The 18,294-nt window shown below is 31.3% G+C and carries 20 protein-coding genes; 5 read left to right on the top strand and 15 right to left on the bottom strand.

Annotated features, from left to right (window positions below; all coding sequences use genetic code 11):
* Window positions 1-56 precede the first annotated feature (56 nt).
* The 4 genes from nrfH to ACJ6WR_RS16445 all read left to right on the top strand — a co-directional run bounded on the left by nrfH (window position 57) and on the right by ACJ6WR_RS16445 (window position 4,423).
* The gene (nrfH, locus tag ACJ6WR_RS16460; protein ID WP_086895555.1) at window positions 57-677 is read left to right on the top strand and encodes a cytochrome c nitrite reductase small subunit; all 621 of its coding nucleotides are present in this window, start codon (window positions 57-59) and stop codon (window positions 675-677) included.
* A 60-nt stretch (window positions 678-737) separates the two neighbouring features.
* The gene (nrfA, locus tag ACJ6WR_RS16455; protein ID WP_409417935.1) at window positions 738-2,231 is read left to right on the top strand and encodes an ammonia-forming cytochrome c nitrite reductase; all 1,494 of its coding nucleotides are present in this window, start codon (window positions 738-740) and stop codon (window positions 2,229-2,231) included.
* Between the two features lie 85 nt (window positions 2,232-2,316).
* Entirely contained in the window at window positions 2,317-3,564 is a 1,248-nt protein-coding gene (locus ACJ6WR_RS16450; protein WP_409415851.1) for a cytochrome c biogenesis protein ResB, read from the top strand.
* Between the two features lie 55 nt (window positions 3,565-3,619).
* Window positions 3,620-4,423, top strand: coding sequence for a cytochrome c biogenesis protein (locus ACJ6WR_RS16445; RefSeq protein WP_409415850.1), 804 nt, complete (start codon window positions 3,620-3,622; stop codon window positions 4,421-4,423).
* Between the two features lie 58 nt (window positions 4,424-4,481).
* Here ACJ6WR_RS16445 and ACJ6WR_RS16440 read toward each other — a convergent pair whose 3' ends face one another.
* From ACJ6WR_RS16440 to ACJ6WR_RS16420, 5 genes are all read right to left on the bottom strand, one after another.
* Window positions 4,482-5,663 (bottom strand): hypothetical protein, encoded by a 1,182-nt coding sequence (locus tag ACJ6WR_RS16440; protein WP_409415849.1) that lies wholly within the window; start codon window positions 5,661-5,663, stop codon window positions 4,482-4,484.
* 265 nt (window positions 5,664-5,928) lie between these two features.
* Entirely contained in the window at window positions 5,929-6,324 is a 396-nt protein-coding gene (locus tag ACJ6WR_RS16435) for a VOC family protein (protein ID WP_409415848.1), read from the bottom strand.
* A 197-nt stretch (window positions 6,325-6,521) separates the two neighbouring features.
* Window positions 6,522-6,890 carry a hypothetical protein gene (locus ACJ6WR_RS16430; RefSeq protein ID WP_039115537.1) on the bottom strand — a complete coding sequence of 123 codons (369 nt, stop codon included), beginning with the start codon at window positions 6,888-6,890 and terminating at the stop codon, window positions 6,522-6,524.
* Window positions 6,891-7,096: 206 nt separating this feature from the next.
* Complete coding sequence (locus tag ACJ6WR_RS16425; protein WP_409415847.1) at window positions 7,097-7,723, bottom strand: DUF2947 family protein; 627 nt, start codon at window positions 7,721-7,723, stop codon at window positions 7,097-7,099.
* Window positions 7,724-7,760: 37 nt separating this feature from the next.
* Complete coding sequence (locus ACJ6WR_RS16420) at window positions 7,761-8,156, bottom strand: hypothetical protein (RefSeq protein WP_409415846.1); 396 nt, start codon at window positions 8,154-8,156, stop codon at window positions 7,761-7,763.
* Between the two features lie 260 nt (window positions 8,157-8,416).
* Between ACJ6WR_RS16420 and ACJ6WR_RS16415 the strand changes: the two genes are divergently transcribed.
* Entirely contained in the window at window positions 8,417-9,418 is a 1,002-nt protein-coding gene (locus tag ACJ6WR_RS16415) for an IS110 family transposase (RefSeq protein WP_409415845.1), read from the top strand.
* A gap of 73 nt (window positions 9,419-9,491) precedes the next feature.
* Here the strand turns inward: ACJ6WR_RS16415 and ACJ6WR_RS16410 are convergent, their stop codons facing one another.
* From ACJ6WR_RS16410 to ACJ6WR_RS16365, 10 genes are all read right to left on the bottom strand, one after another.
* Window positions 9,492-9,794 carry a hypothetical protein gene (locus ACJ6WR_RS16410; protein ID WP_323490993.1) on the bottom strand — a complete coding sequence of 101 codons (303 nt, stop codon included), beginning with the start codon at window positions 9,792-9,794 and terminating at the stop codon, window positions 9,492-9,494.
* Entirely contained in the window at window positions 9,795-10,139 is a 345-nt protein-coding gene (locus tag ACJ6WR_RS16405) for a hypothetical protein (RefSeq protein ID WP_323490992.1), read from the bottom strand.
* A 161-nt stretch (window positions 10,140-10,300) separates the two neighbouring features.
* A complete protein-coding gene (locus ACJ6WR_RS16400) occupies window positions 10,301-10,615 on the bottom strand; it encodes a GIY-YIG nuclease family protein (RefSeq protein WP_409415844.1) in 315 nt (104 codons plus the stop codon).
* A gap of 472 nt (window positions 10,616-11,087) precedes the next feature.
* Window positions 11,088-11,612, bottom strand: a complete 525-nt coding sequence (locus ACJ6WR_RS16395) for a GNAT family N-acetyltransferase (protein ID WP_409415843.1) — start codon at window positions 11,610-11,612, stop codon at window positions 11,088-11,090.
* 57 nt (window positions 11,613-11,669) lie between these two features.
* A complete protein-coding gene (locus tag ACJ6WR_RS16390) occupies window positions 11,670-12,221 on the bottom strand; it encodes a hypothetical protein (RefSeq protein ID WP_409415842.1) in 552 nt (183 codons plus the stop codon).
* Window positions 12,222-12,304: 83 nt separating this feature from the next.
* Window positions 12,305-12,967 (bottom strand): hypothetical protein, encoded by a 663-nt coding sequence (locus ACJ6WR_RS16385; protein WP_409415841.1) that lies wholly within the window; start codon window positions 12,965-12,967, stop codon window positions 12,305-12,307.
* 54 nt (window positions 12,968-13,021) lie between these two features.
* Window positions 13,022-14,197, bottom strand: coding sequence for a hypothetical protein (locus ACJ6WR_RS16380; RefSeq protein WP_409415840.1), 1,176 nt, complete (start codon window positions 14,195-14,197; stop codon window positions 13,022-13,024).
* Window positions 14,198-14,273: 76 nt separating this feature from the next.
* Complete coding sequence (locus ACJ6WR_RS16375) at window positions 14,274-14,738, bottom strand: hypothetical protein (protein WP_409415839.1); 465 nt, start codon at window positions 14,736-14,738, stop codon at window positions 14,274-14,276.
* Window positions 14,739-15,126: 388 nt separating this feature from the next.
* The gene (gene lysA / locus ACJ6WR_RS16370; protein ID WP_039117618.1) at window positions 15,127-16,350 is read right to left on the bottom strand and encodes a diaminopimelate decarboxylase; all 1,224 of its coding nucleotides are present in this window, start codon (window positions 16,348-16,350) and stop codon (window positions 15,127-15,129) included.
* A 467-nt stretch (window positions 16,351-16,817) separates the two neighbouring features.
* The gene (locus tag ACJ6WR_RS16365; protein ID WP_039115557.1) at window positions 16,818-18,272 is read right to left on the bottom strand and encodes a glutamate synthase subunit beta; all 1,455 of its coding nucleotides are present in this window, start codon (window positions 18,270-18,272) and stop codon (window positions 16,818-16,820) included.
* Window positions 18,273-18,294 lie beyond the last annotated feature (22 nt).

Here is an 18,294-nt window from a genome sequence, read left to right as displayed (position 1 = left end):
ATCATAAAGTAGCAAATATGTGAATATTTTTAATACTACAATTAAGGGATATTATTATGATTAAGATTTTAAATTATTTATTACCACCACGCAAATGGGTACCCTTTGTTATAATGGCAGTGGGTATAGGAATGGGATTATTTGCTTATTTATTATATGTATCTAACGCAGTCTCGTACCTATCAGACGATCCTAAAACATGTGTTAACTGCCATGTAATGACTCCTTTTTATGCTACTTGGCAACATAGCTCCCATGCAAGGGTTACCAATTGCAATGATTGCCATGTACCACACAACAATGCCTTTAATAAATACTTTTTTAAGGCAAAAGATGGTATTTATCATGCAACCGTATTTACATGGAGAGCAGAGCCACAAGTTATCCATATAAAAGAAGCAGGTACAGATGTGGTTCAAAAAAACTGTCAACGTTGTCATAGTGATCTTAATGCTAATGTTAGTACAACAGGAGTAACTCTGGAAAGCAAAAAACATGGAGAAGGAAAACTATGCTGGGATTGTCACCGCGAAGTTCCTCATGGTAGAGTAAATAGTTTATCGTCTGTACCAAATGCCAGAGTTCCTTTGTTGGAATCTCCTATTCCTGAATGGCTACAAAAACAAACCGATAGTACAAAAACTGCAAAAAAGAAAGAATCAAATCAAACAAAATAGAATAAGAATTAAAATTTTCAATTAAATACATATATAATTATGGCACCACTAAAAGAAATTATAAAACGCAAACCATGGTTAGGATGGGTAATGTTTGGCATTACCATGTTAGTTGTGTTTATGCTTGGCTTATTAGTTAATAGCGTAATGGAACGTCGTACAGAAGCTTTATTTGTTAATAAAGTATTAGCTCCTGTCGGTGAATTTGAATCAAGAAATGAAGTTTGGGGAGCAAATTATCCTCGTGAGTTCCAAACTTATTACCAAACTGCCGATACCAGTTTTACAAGCATGTACGGTGGCGGAAAAATGAGAGATATGCTACATGAAGATCCACGTATGGTAGTTCTTTGGGCAGGTTATGCTTTCGCGAAAGATTACAATCAAGGTCGAGGACATTTTTATGCCATAGAAGACATCAACAATACCTTAAGAACAGGAGCGCCTAAAGGACCTCAAGACGGACCTCAACCATCTAGTTGCTGGGTATGTAAATCTCCAGATGTACCCCGTATGATGGATAAACTAGGTATAGATGAGTTTTACAAACAAACATGGGCATCTTTAGGACCAGAAATTGTAAATCCCATAGGATGTGCGGATTGTCACGATTCTAAAACAATGAATCTAAAAATCACACGCCCAGCATTAATCGAAGCTTTTAAAGAGCAAGGAAAAGATATTACCAAAGCTACACATAATGAGATGCGCTCATTAGTTTGTGCACAATGCCACGTAGAATATTATTTTGATAAAAAATCTGTAGAAGGCGCGGTTAAAGTAAAATTCCCATGGAAAAACGGTATGACTGTAGAGGATATGGAGAAATATTATGATGATATCGATTTTACAGACTTTGTTCATGCATTAAGTAAAGCACCAATTCTTAAAGCACAGCATCCAGATTATGAAATTCATCAAATGGGAATCCACGGACAAAGAGGCGTTTCTTGCGCAGATTGTCATATGCCATATAAAAGCGAAGGAGGTCAAAAATTTACTGATCATAAAATACAATCTCCACTTAATAACGTAGCAAATTCTTGTCAGGTTTGTCACCGTGAAGAAGAAAAAACATTGGTTGCAAACGTAAACGAGCGTCAACAAAAAATTCATCAAATACGTATTGAACTAGAAGACCAATTGGTAAAAGCACATCTAGAAGCAAAACTAGCTTGGGATAAAGGAGCAACAGAAGCTCAGATGAAAGGTATCTTGAAATTAATTCGTCAATCACAATGGCGTTGGGATTTTACAGCAGCTTCTCACGGAGGGTCGTTTCATGCACCATTAGAAACTGCAAGAGTTATTACAAATGGGTTAAACAAAGCTGCCGAAGCAAGGATTGAATTAAGTAAAGTATTGGCTTCATTAGGACAAACTACACCTATGCAATATCCTGATATTTCTACCAAAGAAAAAGCGCAGAGATTCATAGGTCTTGATATGGACAAAGAGAAAGCCAATAAAACCGAATTCAAAAAAACAGTTTTACCTAAATGGCTAGATGAAGCTAAGAAAAAACAACTGCTATATTCTAATCCTGCCAAATAACAACCAATAAGTATAAAGAGGGTTTGTATAAGTTATTATCAACCTTACAACCCTCTTTAATTAAAAGTCCCAAATTAAGAAAAGAATGAGATTAGTTAATTTTGAAAAACATAAAATTCCAAAAAGAAAGCTTTGGCAATATCCTTGGGATTATAAAGAATCTTTTATAATCGCTGCCGGATTATTACTAACGGGTTATTTGTTACAAATAACAACCAGAACTAGTATTAAAGCCATTGGAGCACCTATAAATTATATCATCGGTGGTTTATTTATTGGCATGTTACTTTTGCTGCATTTTACCAGTAGGACACATCCTTGGGTAAAATGGCTAAGATCAGTTCCAGCATCTGTTAGTGCAATTACTTTGGTTTTAATACAAGCCGTTATCATGGGAACACTTCCTCAACAAAATTTTGTTGAAGGAGTAAAACCTGATTTATTCGGATTCTCATTTGTATTAACAAGTTGGCCATTTATTATCGCGCAATTGTATTTTCTTATTACACTTGGTCTCGCAACCCTTAATAGAATGACTCCTTGGCAATGGAAAAACTGGGGATTTATATTAAACCATTTAGGGCTTTTTATAGCAATGACAGCGGGAATTTTAGGTAGTGGAGATTTACAACGCTACACAATGAAATTATACGAAAACCAACTTGTATGGGGAGCCGAAAACGAAAAAGGTGTTATGATCCCCATGCCTATTGCATTTGAACTTACAAGCTTTGACATGGAAACCTTTGCCCCAAAACTTGCATTTGCCGATATTACAAACAATAGCATTGAAACAAAAGGAATAAATGCACTTAGAATGATTAATAAAGGAGATAGCTACGACTATAAGGGCTATAAAATTAAAATCCTTAATTATATAGAAAACAGCAAGTTTACTGGCAATGGTTATTTTCAGGTAAATGAAGAAGGCGCAACACCAGCTGCATTAATCGAAGTAAAATCGGCTACAATAGATACTACTGCATGGATTAGCTGCGGAAGTTTTGCAACCGAATATTCCTATTTACAATTAAACGATAAAGAAGCAATCGTAATGTTACAGCCTGAAGCAAAAAAATACAGTTCGCATGTAAATGTTTTTGTTAAAGACGAGAAAAATGATAAAACAGTAATCGAAGTCAATAAACCTTATAAAGTAAACGGCTGGAAAGTATACCAATTAAGTTATGATGAAAAATTCGGAAAATGGTCCAAATTAAGCGTCATAGAATTGGTTCGTGATCCTTGGTTACCTATTGTTTACTCTGGGATTTTCATGATGATAATAGGAGCTGTTTATTTAATATTTAAAGGAAGAGGAACCGTAGTTTAAACAGTTATATGTTTAAATGAATGTTTGAAATTGTATATAAATAAAGATTTTTTAAATGAATTATTGGATCTATTTTTCTCACTATGCCCTTGTGGCGATTATTTGTTGGTTAATCTGCATGCTTTTACAAGTTGTAAAAAGCACACGTAATAAAACAGTACCTATACTGCTTTTTGCAACATTAGGTGGTTTGGCAATGGTACTATTTACCTATAACTTATGGCAACACTTGGGGCGACCACCTATGCGCACACTTGGTGAAACAAGACTTTGGTATGCCGTATTCTTACCCATTATAGGCGTAATAACCTATACCCGATGGAAATACAAATGGCTCTTAAACTATAGTTTGGTTATGGCAACTGTATTTTTAACCATCAACTATCTTAATCCAGATACCTACAACAAAGCCTTAATGCCTGCCTTACAAAGTATTTGGTTTGTTCCTCATGTTTTGGTTTACATTTTTTCTTATGCCTTACTTGCAGCATCATCTATTGTAGCATGTTATGGATTATACGAATATTATAGAGGCACTTATAAAGATGCTATACTCCAACTTGCAAACAATCTAGTATATGTCGGTTTTGGTTTCCTTTCCTTAGGATTATTGTTTGGTGCTTTATGGGCAAAAGAAGCTTGGGGACATTACTGGACATGGGATCCTAAAGAAACCTGGGCAATGCTCACCTGGTTAGGATACTTAATTTATATACACATGCGTTACCGTTACCCAGATAGTATTAAACCCGTTTTAATAACCCTGGCATTAGCATTTGTTGTATTATTACTTTGCTGGTTCGGCGTAAACTATATGCCCTCAGCAGCACAAAGTGTCCATACCTACTCCAATACATAAAAAAAAAGAGCAGCAACTATATTTTAGTTGCTACTCTTTTTTACATATAAAGTATCTATCATCTAAATCTATTCCGAACGATGATATCCTTGAGTTTGGCTTTTAAATCTTCGCCCGTATCATAAACCATTTGCTCGTTATTAGGAAATGGCACGGCACGTTTATTAAAATAGCCAATATAACTATCCTCACAAGCATTTCTATCCCCTCTATAAGTTGCATAAGTATAATCAAAAATAAACTCGCTCGTTATAGGAAACGATTGTATTAACTGATTTCCTTTTAAATCAATATAATCAACCTTTGCAGTTACCTGACAAGATTTAAATTGTCTGAACTCATATATGTTTGCTCGAAGCGTTCTATAATTATCCACTTTTATTTCGCGACCTAAGCTATCCTTAACAGGTCTTCCTCTGCCATCCAAAAGAGTTCTTACACCATCTTTAATCTCTCTTTCCTTAATAAACTCTTTTTCTTTAATTTGTTCAGGCGAAATAAATATCTCTCTAAAATTCAGTACTAGACTGTAATCATAAATAACATTTTTCTGTCTGGCGCTATGGTAAACAGTCCATTTATCGTTTAATCCATATGTACTAAAATCTAGCAAATCGTTTTGAAGCTGTTTTGGGATAACCATATTCGTTTCGTTTTTAGCATAAACATCAACAAAATCAGTTCCTTTAAACAAAGCCTCATCCATAAACTTTTTAGTATTCTTATATCCGGGATTTATGCTTTCCAAATAAGCAAAATCATCATACGCTTTTCTAAAATCCAGTTTGTTTTTAGATTTTAAAAGTACCGAAGCATTTTCATATAAGTATTTTGACAACGCATTTTTGCTACTTACAATTTGCTCCGAATAATTATCAAACGGGAAATAAGCATTTTTTCCTTGCTTTATTAATTGTAATGGCAACAAAGGTCTTATTTTTTCCTGACGATTATTTAATTGAATGTAGGTGTTATAAACACGCTCTATATTAGCAGGATTAGCTTCCTTAGCCATCATATCTAGATTACGTAAATCTCTTTCTTTTGCTTTAGCAAAAGCCTCTTCCAGCAAATAAACATAATCTTGTTTCCCCTTAGAATCTTTTTTATTTCTTAATCCCTCAACAGCACGATTTATTGCTCCATCATAATCACCATCACTTAACAACGATTGAGTAGTTTTTACACCACAAGAAAATGCCAAAATCGATATTGAAAAAAGTATTATAATCTTTTTCATTCCTTAATTTTTTAAAGTGCAAATATATCTGTTTTAGATCAATTCAGATAAATAGGATCATGATTTAAAATTTAAGAAGCAAAAACTTTCATTTTCATAACAACCTAACTTCCCGCTGTACGCTAAATCTTTTTCTTGAGATCCTTCCTCCGTCAGGATGGCAAGAAAAAGGATACCGCTCCCATCGGGGCTAAATTAGAGGTGCTTTTTTCAATATAGTAATCTCGTAGTAATTTGATTTTCAGTATTTAATCAAAAATATATTTTATTTTGGCCAATATAAAACATTAAATTTATGTCCATCTGGATCAGAAAACCCAAAGAAATATCCTTTTCCATAATCTTGTGGTTCGGCGAAAATTCTTCCTCCTGCTTTTTTAACGTTCTTTAGCCATTGATCTACTTCATCTTTACTTTCGGCAGAAAGTGAAAATATAATTTCATTTCCAAGTTTTAAATCAGTCATTTCAGCATCAACAGCCCACTTAAATCTATCTTTTATAAAAAAATGAATTATAAAATTATCGTCTCCAAAAGTAAAACTTGTTAGTTCTTCAGATGCATTATGACCGTTTCGTTTAAAGCCTAAATCGCTATAAAATTTGGTTGTTCTTACTAAATCTTCTACTCCCAAATTAGCCCATATTTTTTTAGTTTCCATAAGATTCATTTTAAAAATTAGAGTTTAATTCCGATTATTAAATAATTAATCGCACACTAAATTTATGACTTTTTAAATTAAAAAAATAGAGATGCACTATTGCGCACCTCTACGGATTCAGATTAGATATAAGATTATGTTAGTTTTACACAACAATGTATTGTAGAGATGCATCGAAGTACATCTAACATATAGTTCTATTTTAATTGCCTTCTACTTTTTATTTGATACACAATCTCCCAAAACAATATAGATAAAAAGGCGTAAACCATTAATGCCGTTTTAATCCCATGAGGATCATATTTTGAAAACAGACGTAAATCGCCAAACTTCAATGCTAGATATAAGGCCAAAGATGCAATTACAGCAGAGCATATTATATTTAGTAAAGGAGTCCATTTTAATACCCTAAAAGAGAAAATTAAATTGATAAGAAGAAAACCACAGCCTAAAGTTATAAATCTATGATCTTTTAATTTTTCGCCCAGTGTCAGTAAAAATGAAGTTGAAAAACTATAGGTAAAGAATAATAAGGAATAAATCAGAATGCGTATTTGTAATTTCATTTTTTGCTATTTTTTTTGATTCGCCGAAATTACAAATTAAAAATGAAGCTTAGACTAGGTTAACCTTGATAATTCATGTTATAAATCTATGTTACCAATCTAGCTAACGCGAGCGTCCCACTCGTGAACATAAGTCACCTAAATGATATGATAAACAAAGGGAAATAGATTATGGACACGAGCGTGACGCTCGCGCCAGAGGAGAGCTAATCTCTTTCAGCAATAGATAAGTTTCCATTTGTACTCAAGATTATTACTTTTTTATTTTTAGGATTTATAATAATGTTTGATTCATCATCGTATAAAAACGAAATCCAATATTTGCAAATTATACCCCATTTAGATTCTATTCCAGAGTACTTATTCCAAAAAAACATAACCTCATCATCTTCCTCCCAATCAATTAATGACTTTACATTTTCGTTGAATGCTTCAGTATTAGTTTCGTTCCAGTCATTTTGCCAATTGTATTCTTTTTTAATCTCATTTTTTATTTTCCATTGGTCAGGATTATTTATGAGCATAAGATGTTTTTGACTTTCTGAAATATATTTATCCCAAATTTGGGAACAATAATTATTTGCAAAAGCTTTTATTTCTCCTTTATCAGAATCACTTAAAGTCGGATAACAATATTCATTTTCAAAATAATAGAATTTTTCTAGAGAATCATATTTCTGATTTAAACTAGCTTTTTGTTCGTCTTCAATTTGTTTTTCCCAAGACTCAATCGCCAAATCGACATCACTAAATTTATCAATTAATTCTTTCGCAGTACTTAGACCTATATTTAGTTTTAATTTAACTAGATTTATTTTTTCTAAATTTTTCATGTTCACCTCTTAGTAATTGCAGATCCTTACTATCTGATTAATTCATCTTGACATAAACGAATTCATAATCTTTATCAAACATTGTACTTTTAACTTTAATGTATTCACATTGTGTTTGTAATATTTTTGTCGTCAAAAAATCTCCTACTTTAGCATAATAATTAGGTATTGTAACTTCTAGAATTGTGGTTTTATATTCACACTCATTTAAAAACTCCATTTTTGATTTAACATATTGACCATTTTCAATGTATTCTGTTTGTATTCCGTCCTTAACAATCATATAATATTCTTTTGGACTATAACCTATGCTTGCAAATTTTCCGTTCTTTAATTCTTCACAATTTGGCTCTTTATCTGGATCAAGAAATATATTTTCTTGCGCAATTAAAATATTACTAAATAGAAAAAATAGAATTATTATGTTTTTCATTATGATGAGGTTTTATTATTATTGTCACTACGAAGTCGTGAGACTTCGCCTTTACTTTGGATTAGATAAAAAACTTTAATTTTATTCAAAGGAAAGCAGAGGTGAACTTTAGACTTCGCTAGTTAAGAACCATGCTGTGCATTAGTCCTCTGCCTTCTCCTTGAATCCCGTTGAATTGCTTCAAATAGAATGATAGACATGACGGTCTAATAAAGGCTCTAAAGAAGTTCAACATTTTTATTCATCTTAAATTCAAAGTTATGAAAAAGTATTTATTTTATGTTGGTATTGATGTATCAAAAGCAAAATTGGATATTAATATTCTTGATTCTTTAACTCTTAAATCAGAGCATTTTATCATAGAAAACAATATTAAGAGTATTTCTATTTTTATTAAAAAACTGGATAGAAAAGTTGATAAAGGATGTACTCTTTTTTGTTGCGAGAACACAGGTGTTTATACCAATCATTTATCAAGTGTTTTAGTGAAACTTAATCTAGATTTATGGATTGTTCCCGCTATTGAAATAAAAAAATCTAAAGGAATTTCAAGAGGAAAAAATGACAAAACTGATGCTAAAGATATTTCTTATTACAGTTATAGAAATATAGATAAATTAAAACTATTCGCTTTCGCAAGCATGGATATTCAGAAATTAAAAATTCTTTATACTGAAAGAGAGAAAATGCTAAAAGCGTTATTACTTCTACAAGCGACTAAGGAAAGTAAAGCTTTCACGGATAAAATAATTTTTAAAGAAGTATCACAAATTAACCAAACTCTTGTCAAATCTATTAAAAATTCCATCCATAAAATTGAGTCAAAAATTAAAGAAGTCATCAAAGCAAACGATCAATTAACTAAGCAAGCTCAACTTATCAAATCGATTCCTGGATTGGGAGAACAAACCAGCGTATATTTGATTATTGCAACAAAAGGATTTACAGCTTTTAAAAACTGGAGACAATTTGCCTGTTATTCTGGTGTTGCGCCTTTTGAACATAGTTCAGGTTCGAGTGTAAAAGGAAGGACAAGAGTAAATCATATGGCAGATAAAAAAATGAAGTCATTATTGCAAATGTGTGCTATGACAACATTAAAATATGATCCACAATTAAAAGAATATTACAAAAAGAAAAAAGCGGAAGGTAAAAACTCAATGTTGGTTTTAAATAATATTAGATGCAAACTTATAAGCAGAGTTTTCGCTGTTATAACTAGAGAAACTCCCTATATAAATACTTATAAATTTGCATCTTGAATTTTAACTCTTTTTACTTGTTTTTCATCATAGAATGCAGAGCAGGGACTTCGTCCAGTACTTTTTTTTATTCTTATAATGAATCTAAATTTATTCCAGCAGATTCAATTATGATTTCTTTAAATTGAGCCGAATCAGAAATTCCAATTCCACCTTCAGCCTTAATTTCGACATTATTAATTGTAATTATTTTGTAATTAAAATTATCAGAATTTGAAATCCCTATTTCTTCTGTTTGCTTTTGAATAGTTTTTTTAAATTTTTTATAATTATCGTTACAAATTAATTTACCACTAATTACTCCCATACTTCTGTCAATAATTTCAAAAGTAGCTTTTCCAATTAGTTCATTTTCTATGTAAATTCTACATTCCATTTATTTTAGCATTTTTTCAAACAAGATTATCAAAATCATTATCCCGATAACAATTCCTGCTACTTTAAAATAAAGTGCTGTAGCTTTTCTTCCATCTCGATAATCAGAAACCATTATCGTTTCTGTATGAGCTATAATTTTATTTTCTTTAAATATTATATCAACTTTTACTCGATTATTTTCATTTATAAAATACCTTATACCACTCCCTAAGTTTAGTTGATTCTCTATGTCGCAATAGTATTTGATATTTTTCTTTTCTAATTCACTTTCAAACACAATTTTATCTTTAAACAAAACATAGATCTTAAAATGATTTTCGAATAATATTTCAGCGTTCTCCATACTCATTTTTAGTTTTTGTGATGTCTATTATTACTACTAAGTCATAAAACTTCGCCCAAAATATTAAATTTCAAGTCTCAATTATCCACAATCTTGTCTTTTCGACGTAAGGAGAAATCTTCACAAGAAACTCTACAAAGGATGGAAAAGTTGTGCGGAAATTATGTAAATAAATAATTCAAAAAATCCAAACTTGGATTAATAGTCTTTATCAATTCTATTTTCTTTTCCCTACGCCAATCTTTTACTTCTTTTTCACGAGCAATTGCTTCTTGAATCCAAGTAAACTTTTCATAATATAGCAAATATGTAACATTATACTTTGATGCAAAAGTTTTGTTTCCATTTGTATTGTTTTCTGTATGTTGACTTAAACGAATTCTTAAATTATTTGTAACTCCAGTATAAAAAACAGTTTTAGATTTGTTTGTTATTATGTATACGTAGTAATTATGATAACTTTCTTGAAAATTCATTCAATTTATTTTTGCCTAAAGGTATAAATATTTTTAAGATTTTTCTTCCTTTTATGTTTTAATATGATATACTTTATGGAGTTTCTTGCGAAGATTTCTCCTTACGTCGAAAAGACAAGTTTGTAGTTACTTGCTTGAACTCAACCTTTACCTCAGCTTGAAAATATTGTGTGTAATAAAAATCACACCGCGTGAAGTATCCCGACTTTGTACCCTTTCCTATATTCTTGTTAATTCTTGTTATGTCTCATAGTGGTCGCTACGAAGTCGAGAGCGTTTGCAGAGTATTGACGCTCAAATTATTAAACTTCAAGTCCCAATATCCACAATCTTGTCATTTCTTTAAAAGACAAGTTTGTGTAGAAAACCTTAAAATTCTCTCTCCCTAACAAGTAAATTAAATTAACATAAAACAAAAAAATCCCATTTCAGAAGAAATAGGATTAAGCAAGGATTAAATACAGAATTACTATTAACTATAATGTTTTCTATATTCAATTATATTTAAAACATTAGTATCCGTTTTTCGCTTTTTGTAAGTTTTAAAAGGAATGAAACCAAGTTTTTCAGGTATTTTTATGCTAGCGATATTTTCTTCGTCCACAGGATATAAAATGTATTCAACCTTAAAATTTTGTTCAATAAACTCAATTATTTCGGTAATTATCTCCGTTCCAAAACCTTGACCTTGAGATTCTTTTTTTAACCACAAACCAACTTCAATCGATTCTGGATTTATATTATGAATTCCACAGCAACCCATAAATCTTTCATCAATATCAAGAACAACAAATACTATATCTGTTTTTTCTAATAAGCCTTTCTTAGAATTAAGAACAAAATCAATAATCTCATTTTTATTTCCTTTAGGATTAAAAGGCATAAACTTAGTTACCTCACTAGTAAAGCTTTCATAAATATCATCGATATATTTTTCTTCAATTGGTTTTAAGATCAATCGTTTTGTTTTGATAAAAATATTTGTGTTTAACTTCAAATTAAAATGATTTATGTTTTTTTTATAAACTTAGGACTTAAGTATTATCATAGCAATTTACTCTTGCTGAATCCATTCGTATTTTCCATCTTTTAAATAAATTACTCCGCCACCACAACTTTCTTCGGCATGAATAAATATTCCGTCATTCAATAATTTTATTTTATCAGCTTCATTAACTTCTTCGTCAGCCATTATTTCGCCTTCGTCATTTACATTATTCCAATACAATTCATTTTTGGGAGCTTTTTCAAATATTCCAGCCCAATCAATCTCATCAAAACCTTGTTCTAGAATATTATTTCCCATTCCTAAATAGTCGGTTCTTTTTCCATTTCCGAATATGATTCTTAAACCGCTTTTCTCATTTTTGGTACTTCTTACAATTTCAACAGTTTCATTCAATCCATCTCCATCTAAATCACAGGAAATCTTGTTTACTTTATGCTTTTTAGAAACTACAATTGTATCAGAATTCTTGGTTTCTTTTTCTTGAGGTTTTATTATTGTATCAACTTTTAAACTTTCAACTTTATCGTTTTGCGTTTTTTCTTCTTTTTTACAAGAGATAAAAATGAATGCAGCAACTATTAAAATTCTAATTTTCATATTCCTAATTTTCTGTTTTTTCTTGTTATCTAGTATTTAGCTTTATACGCAACGAAGTCGGGATTTCTCTTCAGCCGATATTATTATTCAAAAACTTCTTTAATATCATTCCACTTATATACCTTCTCCCTGAAGTTTAGATGCTTTGCATAATTTTTATTAAAATAATCCGGATCACTCATATTGTTATCTTTAAAAGACACACTTATATTTTTCCCTTTACGAGGTAGCTCTATTGTAAATTGAGTACTTGACAAATCCTCTTTAACCGATTGACTAGTATTTTTTTTAGTGAATTCAGTAACAAGATTATTTATAAAAACTTCAAAATTTGAAGTGTAACTTTTTAAATAACCATTTCTTGCTTCGGTCAAGTTTTCGTCTTTGTATTCAAAAAATTTAAAATTATGTTGATGAAACCCTCCATTACTTCCCAAAATACTAGAAAGGGCAATCAACTTTTTATTTTTCACATTCCAATATGCTATTTCGTAAATCCCATATCCTGATGGTCCTTCTGTATAACTTTGTTCCAACCGCAAATACCCATTTTTAATATCATACTCTACTGTGTATAGCATATCATATTTTTCTAGTCTTTTATTTTTAATCAAACTTTTTCTTTCGACATAACTTAGACTATCTACATATTGTGATGGAATCGAATAAAAGAAATCTATAATATTTTGAGCACATAAATTTTGAATAGATAAGAATAAGATGCTCAAATAAAATACTTTTTTCATTGGTCGTAATTATTAATAAATTATGTTTTAATACTTATACTCCATGTTACACATTTAGTTTGAATTATCATTACTAGCATATTCTTTTAGTAATTCTTCACTTTTAGTATCTCCGTGATCTATAAAATATTTTAATATACCGTTAATTAATTCTCGAGATCCTAAATCAATGATTCCGTACTTTTCTTGTAAATCATACTCCTCCATAAATTGATTGTAGGTTACAATTCTTCTTTTCTCAAAATCTAATGTAATCCAAAATAAAAACACAGCTTCATTATCGTAAGCTGGATAATTAAAAGTGTAAAGCTCTGCAACGTCGCTAATATCAATGTTAGAATTATTGTCTAAAATTTTTCTAAACACCTCATTACTCTTACTACCCTGATATGATTTAGAATCTACTTTATGATTATCTAAAGCTTCTTTAATTTGTATGTCATTCAAATTAAAAATAGGGTTTGAATGGGTTCGTAAATGAATAACATAATTTAATATTTCTTCATCTGTCATTTTTGCGTTGATGTGATCACTGATTGTTTTTAATAAAACATTATTCGAAGGGGAAGTAAATCCTAAGATATCCTTTTTACTTAAACTTGCTAAATGAGTATCTTCAATATAATTTCTACCTCGATGAGACATACAAACAGGATCACATAATTCTGTTGCATTGTGTTTCGTTAGGATTCGCTCAAAATAGATTATCGCTAAATATTTTACACAATTTACATTCCCTAATTTCGCTCCTGTTTTAAAATGATTTATAGGATGTCCATCAGCAATACTAAAATAGCCATACGATTCCATTAACCCTGCAGTGTAAAAACTTTCAGGTATTTTTAAATCATTTTTACCCTCGATAAAACTGACTAACTTATCGTTTACATCTATAAAATCTGAATCTTTAAGTGCATTATAATTAGCGTAAATTTCCATTGCTGCTTCTACTCTGTTGTTTAAAGTATCAATGGATTGTTTCGATGCATTTTGATTTAAAAAATCAGTTAGGAAAGCTATATATTTTTTCCTGGCAGCAATTTCGTCTTCACTACTATGATCTATTGAATCATCACTTTGTGATGCTATAGTATCTGATGTAGGATTCTTGTGTATTTTTGGGATATTACTCTCTTTGGTTTTACAATTAAAAAATAGCAAGAATAACAAACAAAATACGTGTGAATATTTTTTGCTACTGTGATAAAAATTATTGAATTCAAATTTCATTTTTTTGGTTTTGGTTTTAGTTTTGGTTTAATTTTTAATAATTATAATGATGAATATTTTAAATCTCTACTACCTATTATCCTTTCCATCTGGAATAAATAGTTATTCCGTTTTTGTCCCAATCTATTTTTAAGGTATCTTTTGTTACATTCTGAATGATTCCAATACTTATAAAATCATTATAATATACTTTAATTGAATCTTCATTTATTAGGTATGGCATGTCTCCATCTCCATCATAATCTACAACATAAAAAGATTTTTTACTTAAATCAAAATCAGCATGTGGGCCTTCAGGATCATTAGTCCAAATTCCAAAAAGTAATTTTGTATCAAATTTAGATTTGATTATTCTACTCTCTTTAGGTACTCCTATATTTTGTTTATCTTCAATATCTGCATTCTCGTCAGAAACCGCATTATTAATTGTACTACTCTCTTCTTGTGAAACCACATTCCTTGTATTGTTTTTTTCAATATTTTCACTCTTCTTACAAGAAACCAGAATTAGAATACTAATAAATAATAAATATTTTTTCATTGTTCTTTTCTATTGAGTTTTATATAATTAGTTCTAATATATTTAGTCTTGCAAGCGCTGGACTTGTCTTGCGAAAATATTAAAATAATACTTACAAATCTTTAATTATTTTATATTTTTCTTATAAAAACAAGGACTGCGTGAAGGATAGAGGCGATATCCTTTTGTGAAGAGAAACGGAACAAAAGATAAAGCCGAAAGCCTGACCCGGAGGGACACGCCCAAAATATTAAATTTCAATTCTAAGCTTTGTGGTTACTTTACGTGAACTTCTCCCGAAGCTTCGGGATCGCTCAGCCTGACAATTAGAATGACAATATTGAGTAAAAAAAATCCCATTCACCTTTCGGGAATGGGATCTTTTAAATTGACATTCTTTTTTTTTATTTTAAACTGTTGCAGCAACTTCTTGTGGCAACGCGATTTGATTTCTTAATAAATCTTCGAATGTTTCATGAGCACGAATTAAATGTCCTTCGCCTTTGATCCATAAAACTTCGGCTGGTTTGTATCTTGAATTATAATTAGAAGACATTGAGAAACAATAAGCTCCAGCATTTCTAAAACTCAAGATATCACCTTCTTTAATTTCCGAAATTCTTCGGTTATTGGCAAATGTATCTGTTTCGCAAATGTACCCAACAACTGAATAGAAACGCTCTTTTCCTTTAGGATTAGAAATGTTTTCGATATGATGTTGTGAACCATATAACATAGGACGAATCAAGTGGTTAAAACCACTGTCGATTCCTGCAAATACTGTAGAAGTTGTTTGTTTTACAACATTTACTTTCGCCAGAAAGAAACCTGCCTCGCTTACCAAGAATTTACCTGGTTCGAAAATCAAGGTTAAATCTTTTCCGTATTCTGTACAAAACGAATTGAATCTTTTTGATAATTTTTTACCTAATTCTTCAATATCCGTTTCGATATCATCTTTTTTGTATGGCACTTTAAATCCGCTTCCGAAATCTAGGAATTCTAAGTTTTTGAAGTTTTTAGCAGCGTCGAATAAAATTTCGGCAGCATATAAAAACACTTCAATATCCAGAATATCTGATCCTGTATGCATGTGAATACCTACTATATGCATTTTGGTATTCTCTACAATACGCACTAAATGTGGCAATTGATGAATAGAAATCCCGAATTTACTATCGATATGTCCTACAGATATATTAGTATTTCCTCCTGCCATTACGTGCGGATTAATACGAATACAAACTGGTGTATTAGGATATTTGGTTCCGAATTGCTCCAGAATAGATAGGTTGTCAATGTTTATTTGTACACCCATGGCAGCAACTTCTTCAATTTCTTCAAGAGAAACTCCGTTTGGTGTATAAAATATTCTTTCAGGCTCATATCCAGCGTGAAGTCCTAGTAATACTTCCTGAATAGATACTGTGTCTAACCCAGACCCCATATCCTTTAACAACTGAAGTATTGCAACATTGGACAAGGCCTTCATGGCATAGTTAATTCTAAGATTCTCTACTTTAGAGAACGCTTTAGTTAACCTGTTGTATTGTGATTGGATTTTTTCAGCATCATACACATATAATGGACTTCCAAATTGGTCTGCTAATTGCAGTAAATCTTTTGATTGCATTGTTAAACTATTTTTGACAAATTTATTACTCTTTTGAATACCCACCAATAAAATGTAAAATAATAACAAATTATAACAATTTGTTTAAAATCAAACATTTTGTGCGCTATTTTAAATTTATATAAAATCCTCTTTAGGTACTAAGCTGCTAAGGATCTAAGATACTAAGTTTTTTGCCACAGAGTGTTTAATGCATAATTTTTTTTTGCCGCGAATGACTCGAATTTTCATTAATTTTTATTTTTGGAATTTTACTAAGCACGAGTTTAATAAGCCTCATTTGTGAAATTGGTTCCCCTCTTTGCTATTATTCTAACCGTAGCAAACCAACAAAACCCTTTAATCAGAGAAATTCGTAGCAAAAAAAGCTGCTAAGATTCTAAGCTACTAAGGTGATTAAGTAAAAAACTTAGAATCTTAGTCGCTTAGTGCCTTAGCAGCTTAGCAAAAGTGTGTTGTTTGTTGGTTTATAGACTTGGTAAGTCTCCGCTTCCTTTTGTTGGTAAATTTGTAGATCCCATTAAATATAAATCTACTTCTCTCGCAGCCTCACGACCTTCGGAGATTGCCCAAACGATTAAGGATTGTCCTCTACGCATATCTCCAGCTGTAAAGATATGTGGAACATTTGTTTGATAATTTGTCGCTTTGTAATTGCTTCTCATATCCAACTGTAATCCTAATTGATCGCTTAATGTTTTTTCTGGTCCTGTAAATCCAAGTGCCAATAATGCTAAATCACATGGCCAAATTTTCTCTGAACCTTCTTTTTCTATAAGTTCTGGTCGTTGTCCAGGAGTCATTTTCCAAGCAACTTCTACCGTTTTTAAACCTACTAATTCTCCTTTTTCGTTTGCTAGAAACTCTTTGGTATTAATTAACCAGTTTCTGTCACAACCTTCTTCATGTGAAGATGATGTTTTAAGTTGCAATGGCCAGAACGGCCAAGGTGTTGTTTCGCTTCTTCCAACTGGTGGTTTTGGCAAAATTTCAAAATTTGTAACCGATTTTGCTCCATGTCTGTTTGAAGTTCCGATACAATCTGATCCTGTGTCTCCTCCTCCAATAACAATTACATCCTTGCCAGTTGCTTTTACTTGGTTAGGAATTTCTTCGCCAAATAAAACTTTTGTTTGCTGTGTTAAGAAATCCATTGCCTGAACAACTCCTTTGCTTTCGATTCCTTTTGTTGGCAAGCTTCTTCTTTCTGTAGCTCCACCACATAAAACAATCGAATCGAATGCATTTAATTCTTCAATACTATAATTAACTCCAACATTTACATTGGTTTTAAAAACAATTCCTTCGGCTTCTAATATTACTACACGCCTGTCGATAATTCCTTTTTCTAATTTAAAATTAGGAATTCCGTAACGTAACAATCCACCAATTGCATTGTCTCTTTCAAAAACCGTAACTGTGTGTCCAGCTCTGTTTAATTGCTGTGCTGCTGCTAAACCTGCAGGACCAGAACCAATAACTGCTACTGTTTTTCCAGTTCTCTTTTTTGGAGGTTGTGGTTTAATCCAACCTTCAGCAAAACCTCTTTCGATAATATTTTTCTCGATATTCTCAATCGCAACTGGTTCTTTGATAATTCCTAATACACATGATTTCTCACAAGGTGCAGGACATAAACGACCTGTAAATTCAGGGAAGTTATTTGTTGATTGCAAAATTTTTAATGCACTCTCCCACTCTTCCTGATGTACCATGTCATTAAAATCTGGAATTAAATTCCCTAACGGACATGCACTGTGGCAAAACGGAATGCCACAATCCATACATCTTGAACCTTGTTCTTTAATCTTATCTTTTTCTAAGGTTATCGTAAACTCATTATAGTTTGATACACGTTCCTTAACAGCAATATTACTTTCGTCTGCTCTATTATATTCTTTAAATCCACCTATCTTACCCATGACATTTTAATTAAATTCCAAT

It is taken from the genome of Flavobacterium sp. PS2, from assembly GCF_046250155.1.
In the GTDB taxonomy this organism is placed as follows: domain Bacteria; phylum Bacteroidota; class Bacteroidia; order Flavobacteriales; family Flavobacteriaceae; genus Flavobacterium.
The sequence above is the reverse complement of the archived record's forward strand: the minus strand, read 5'-3'. Positions and strand labels throughout refer to the sequence as shown.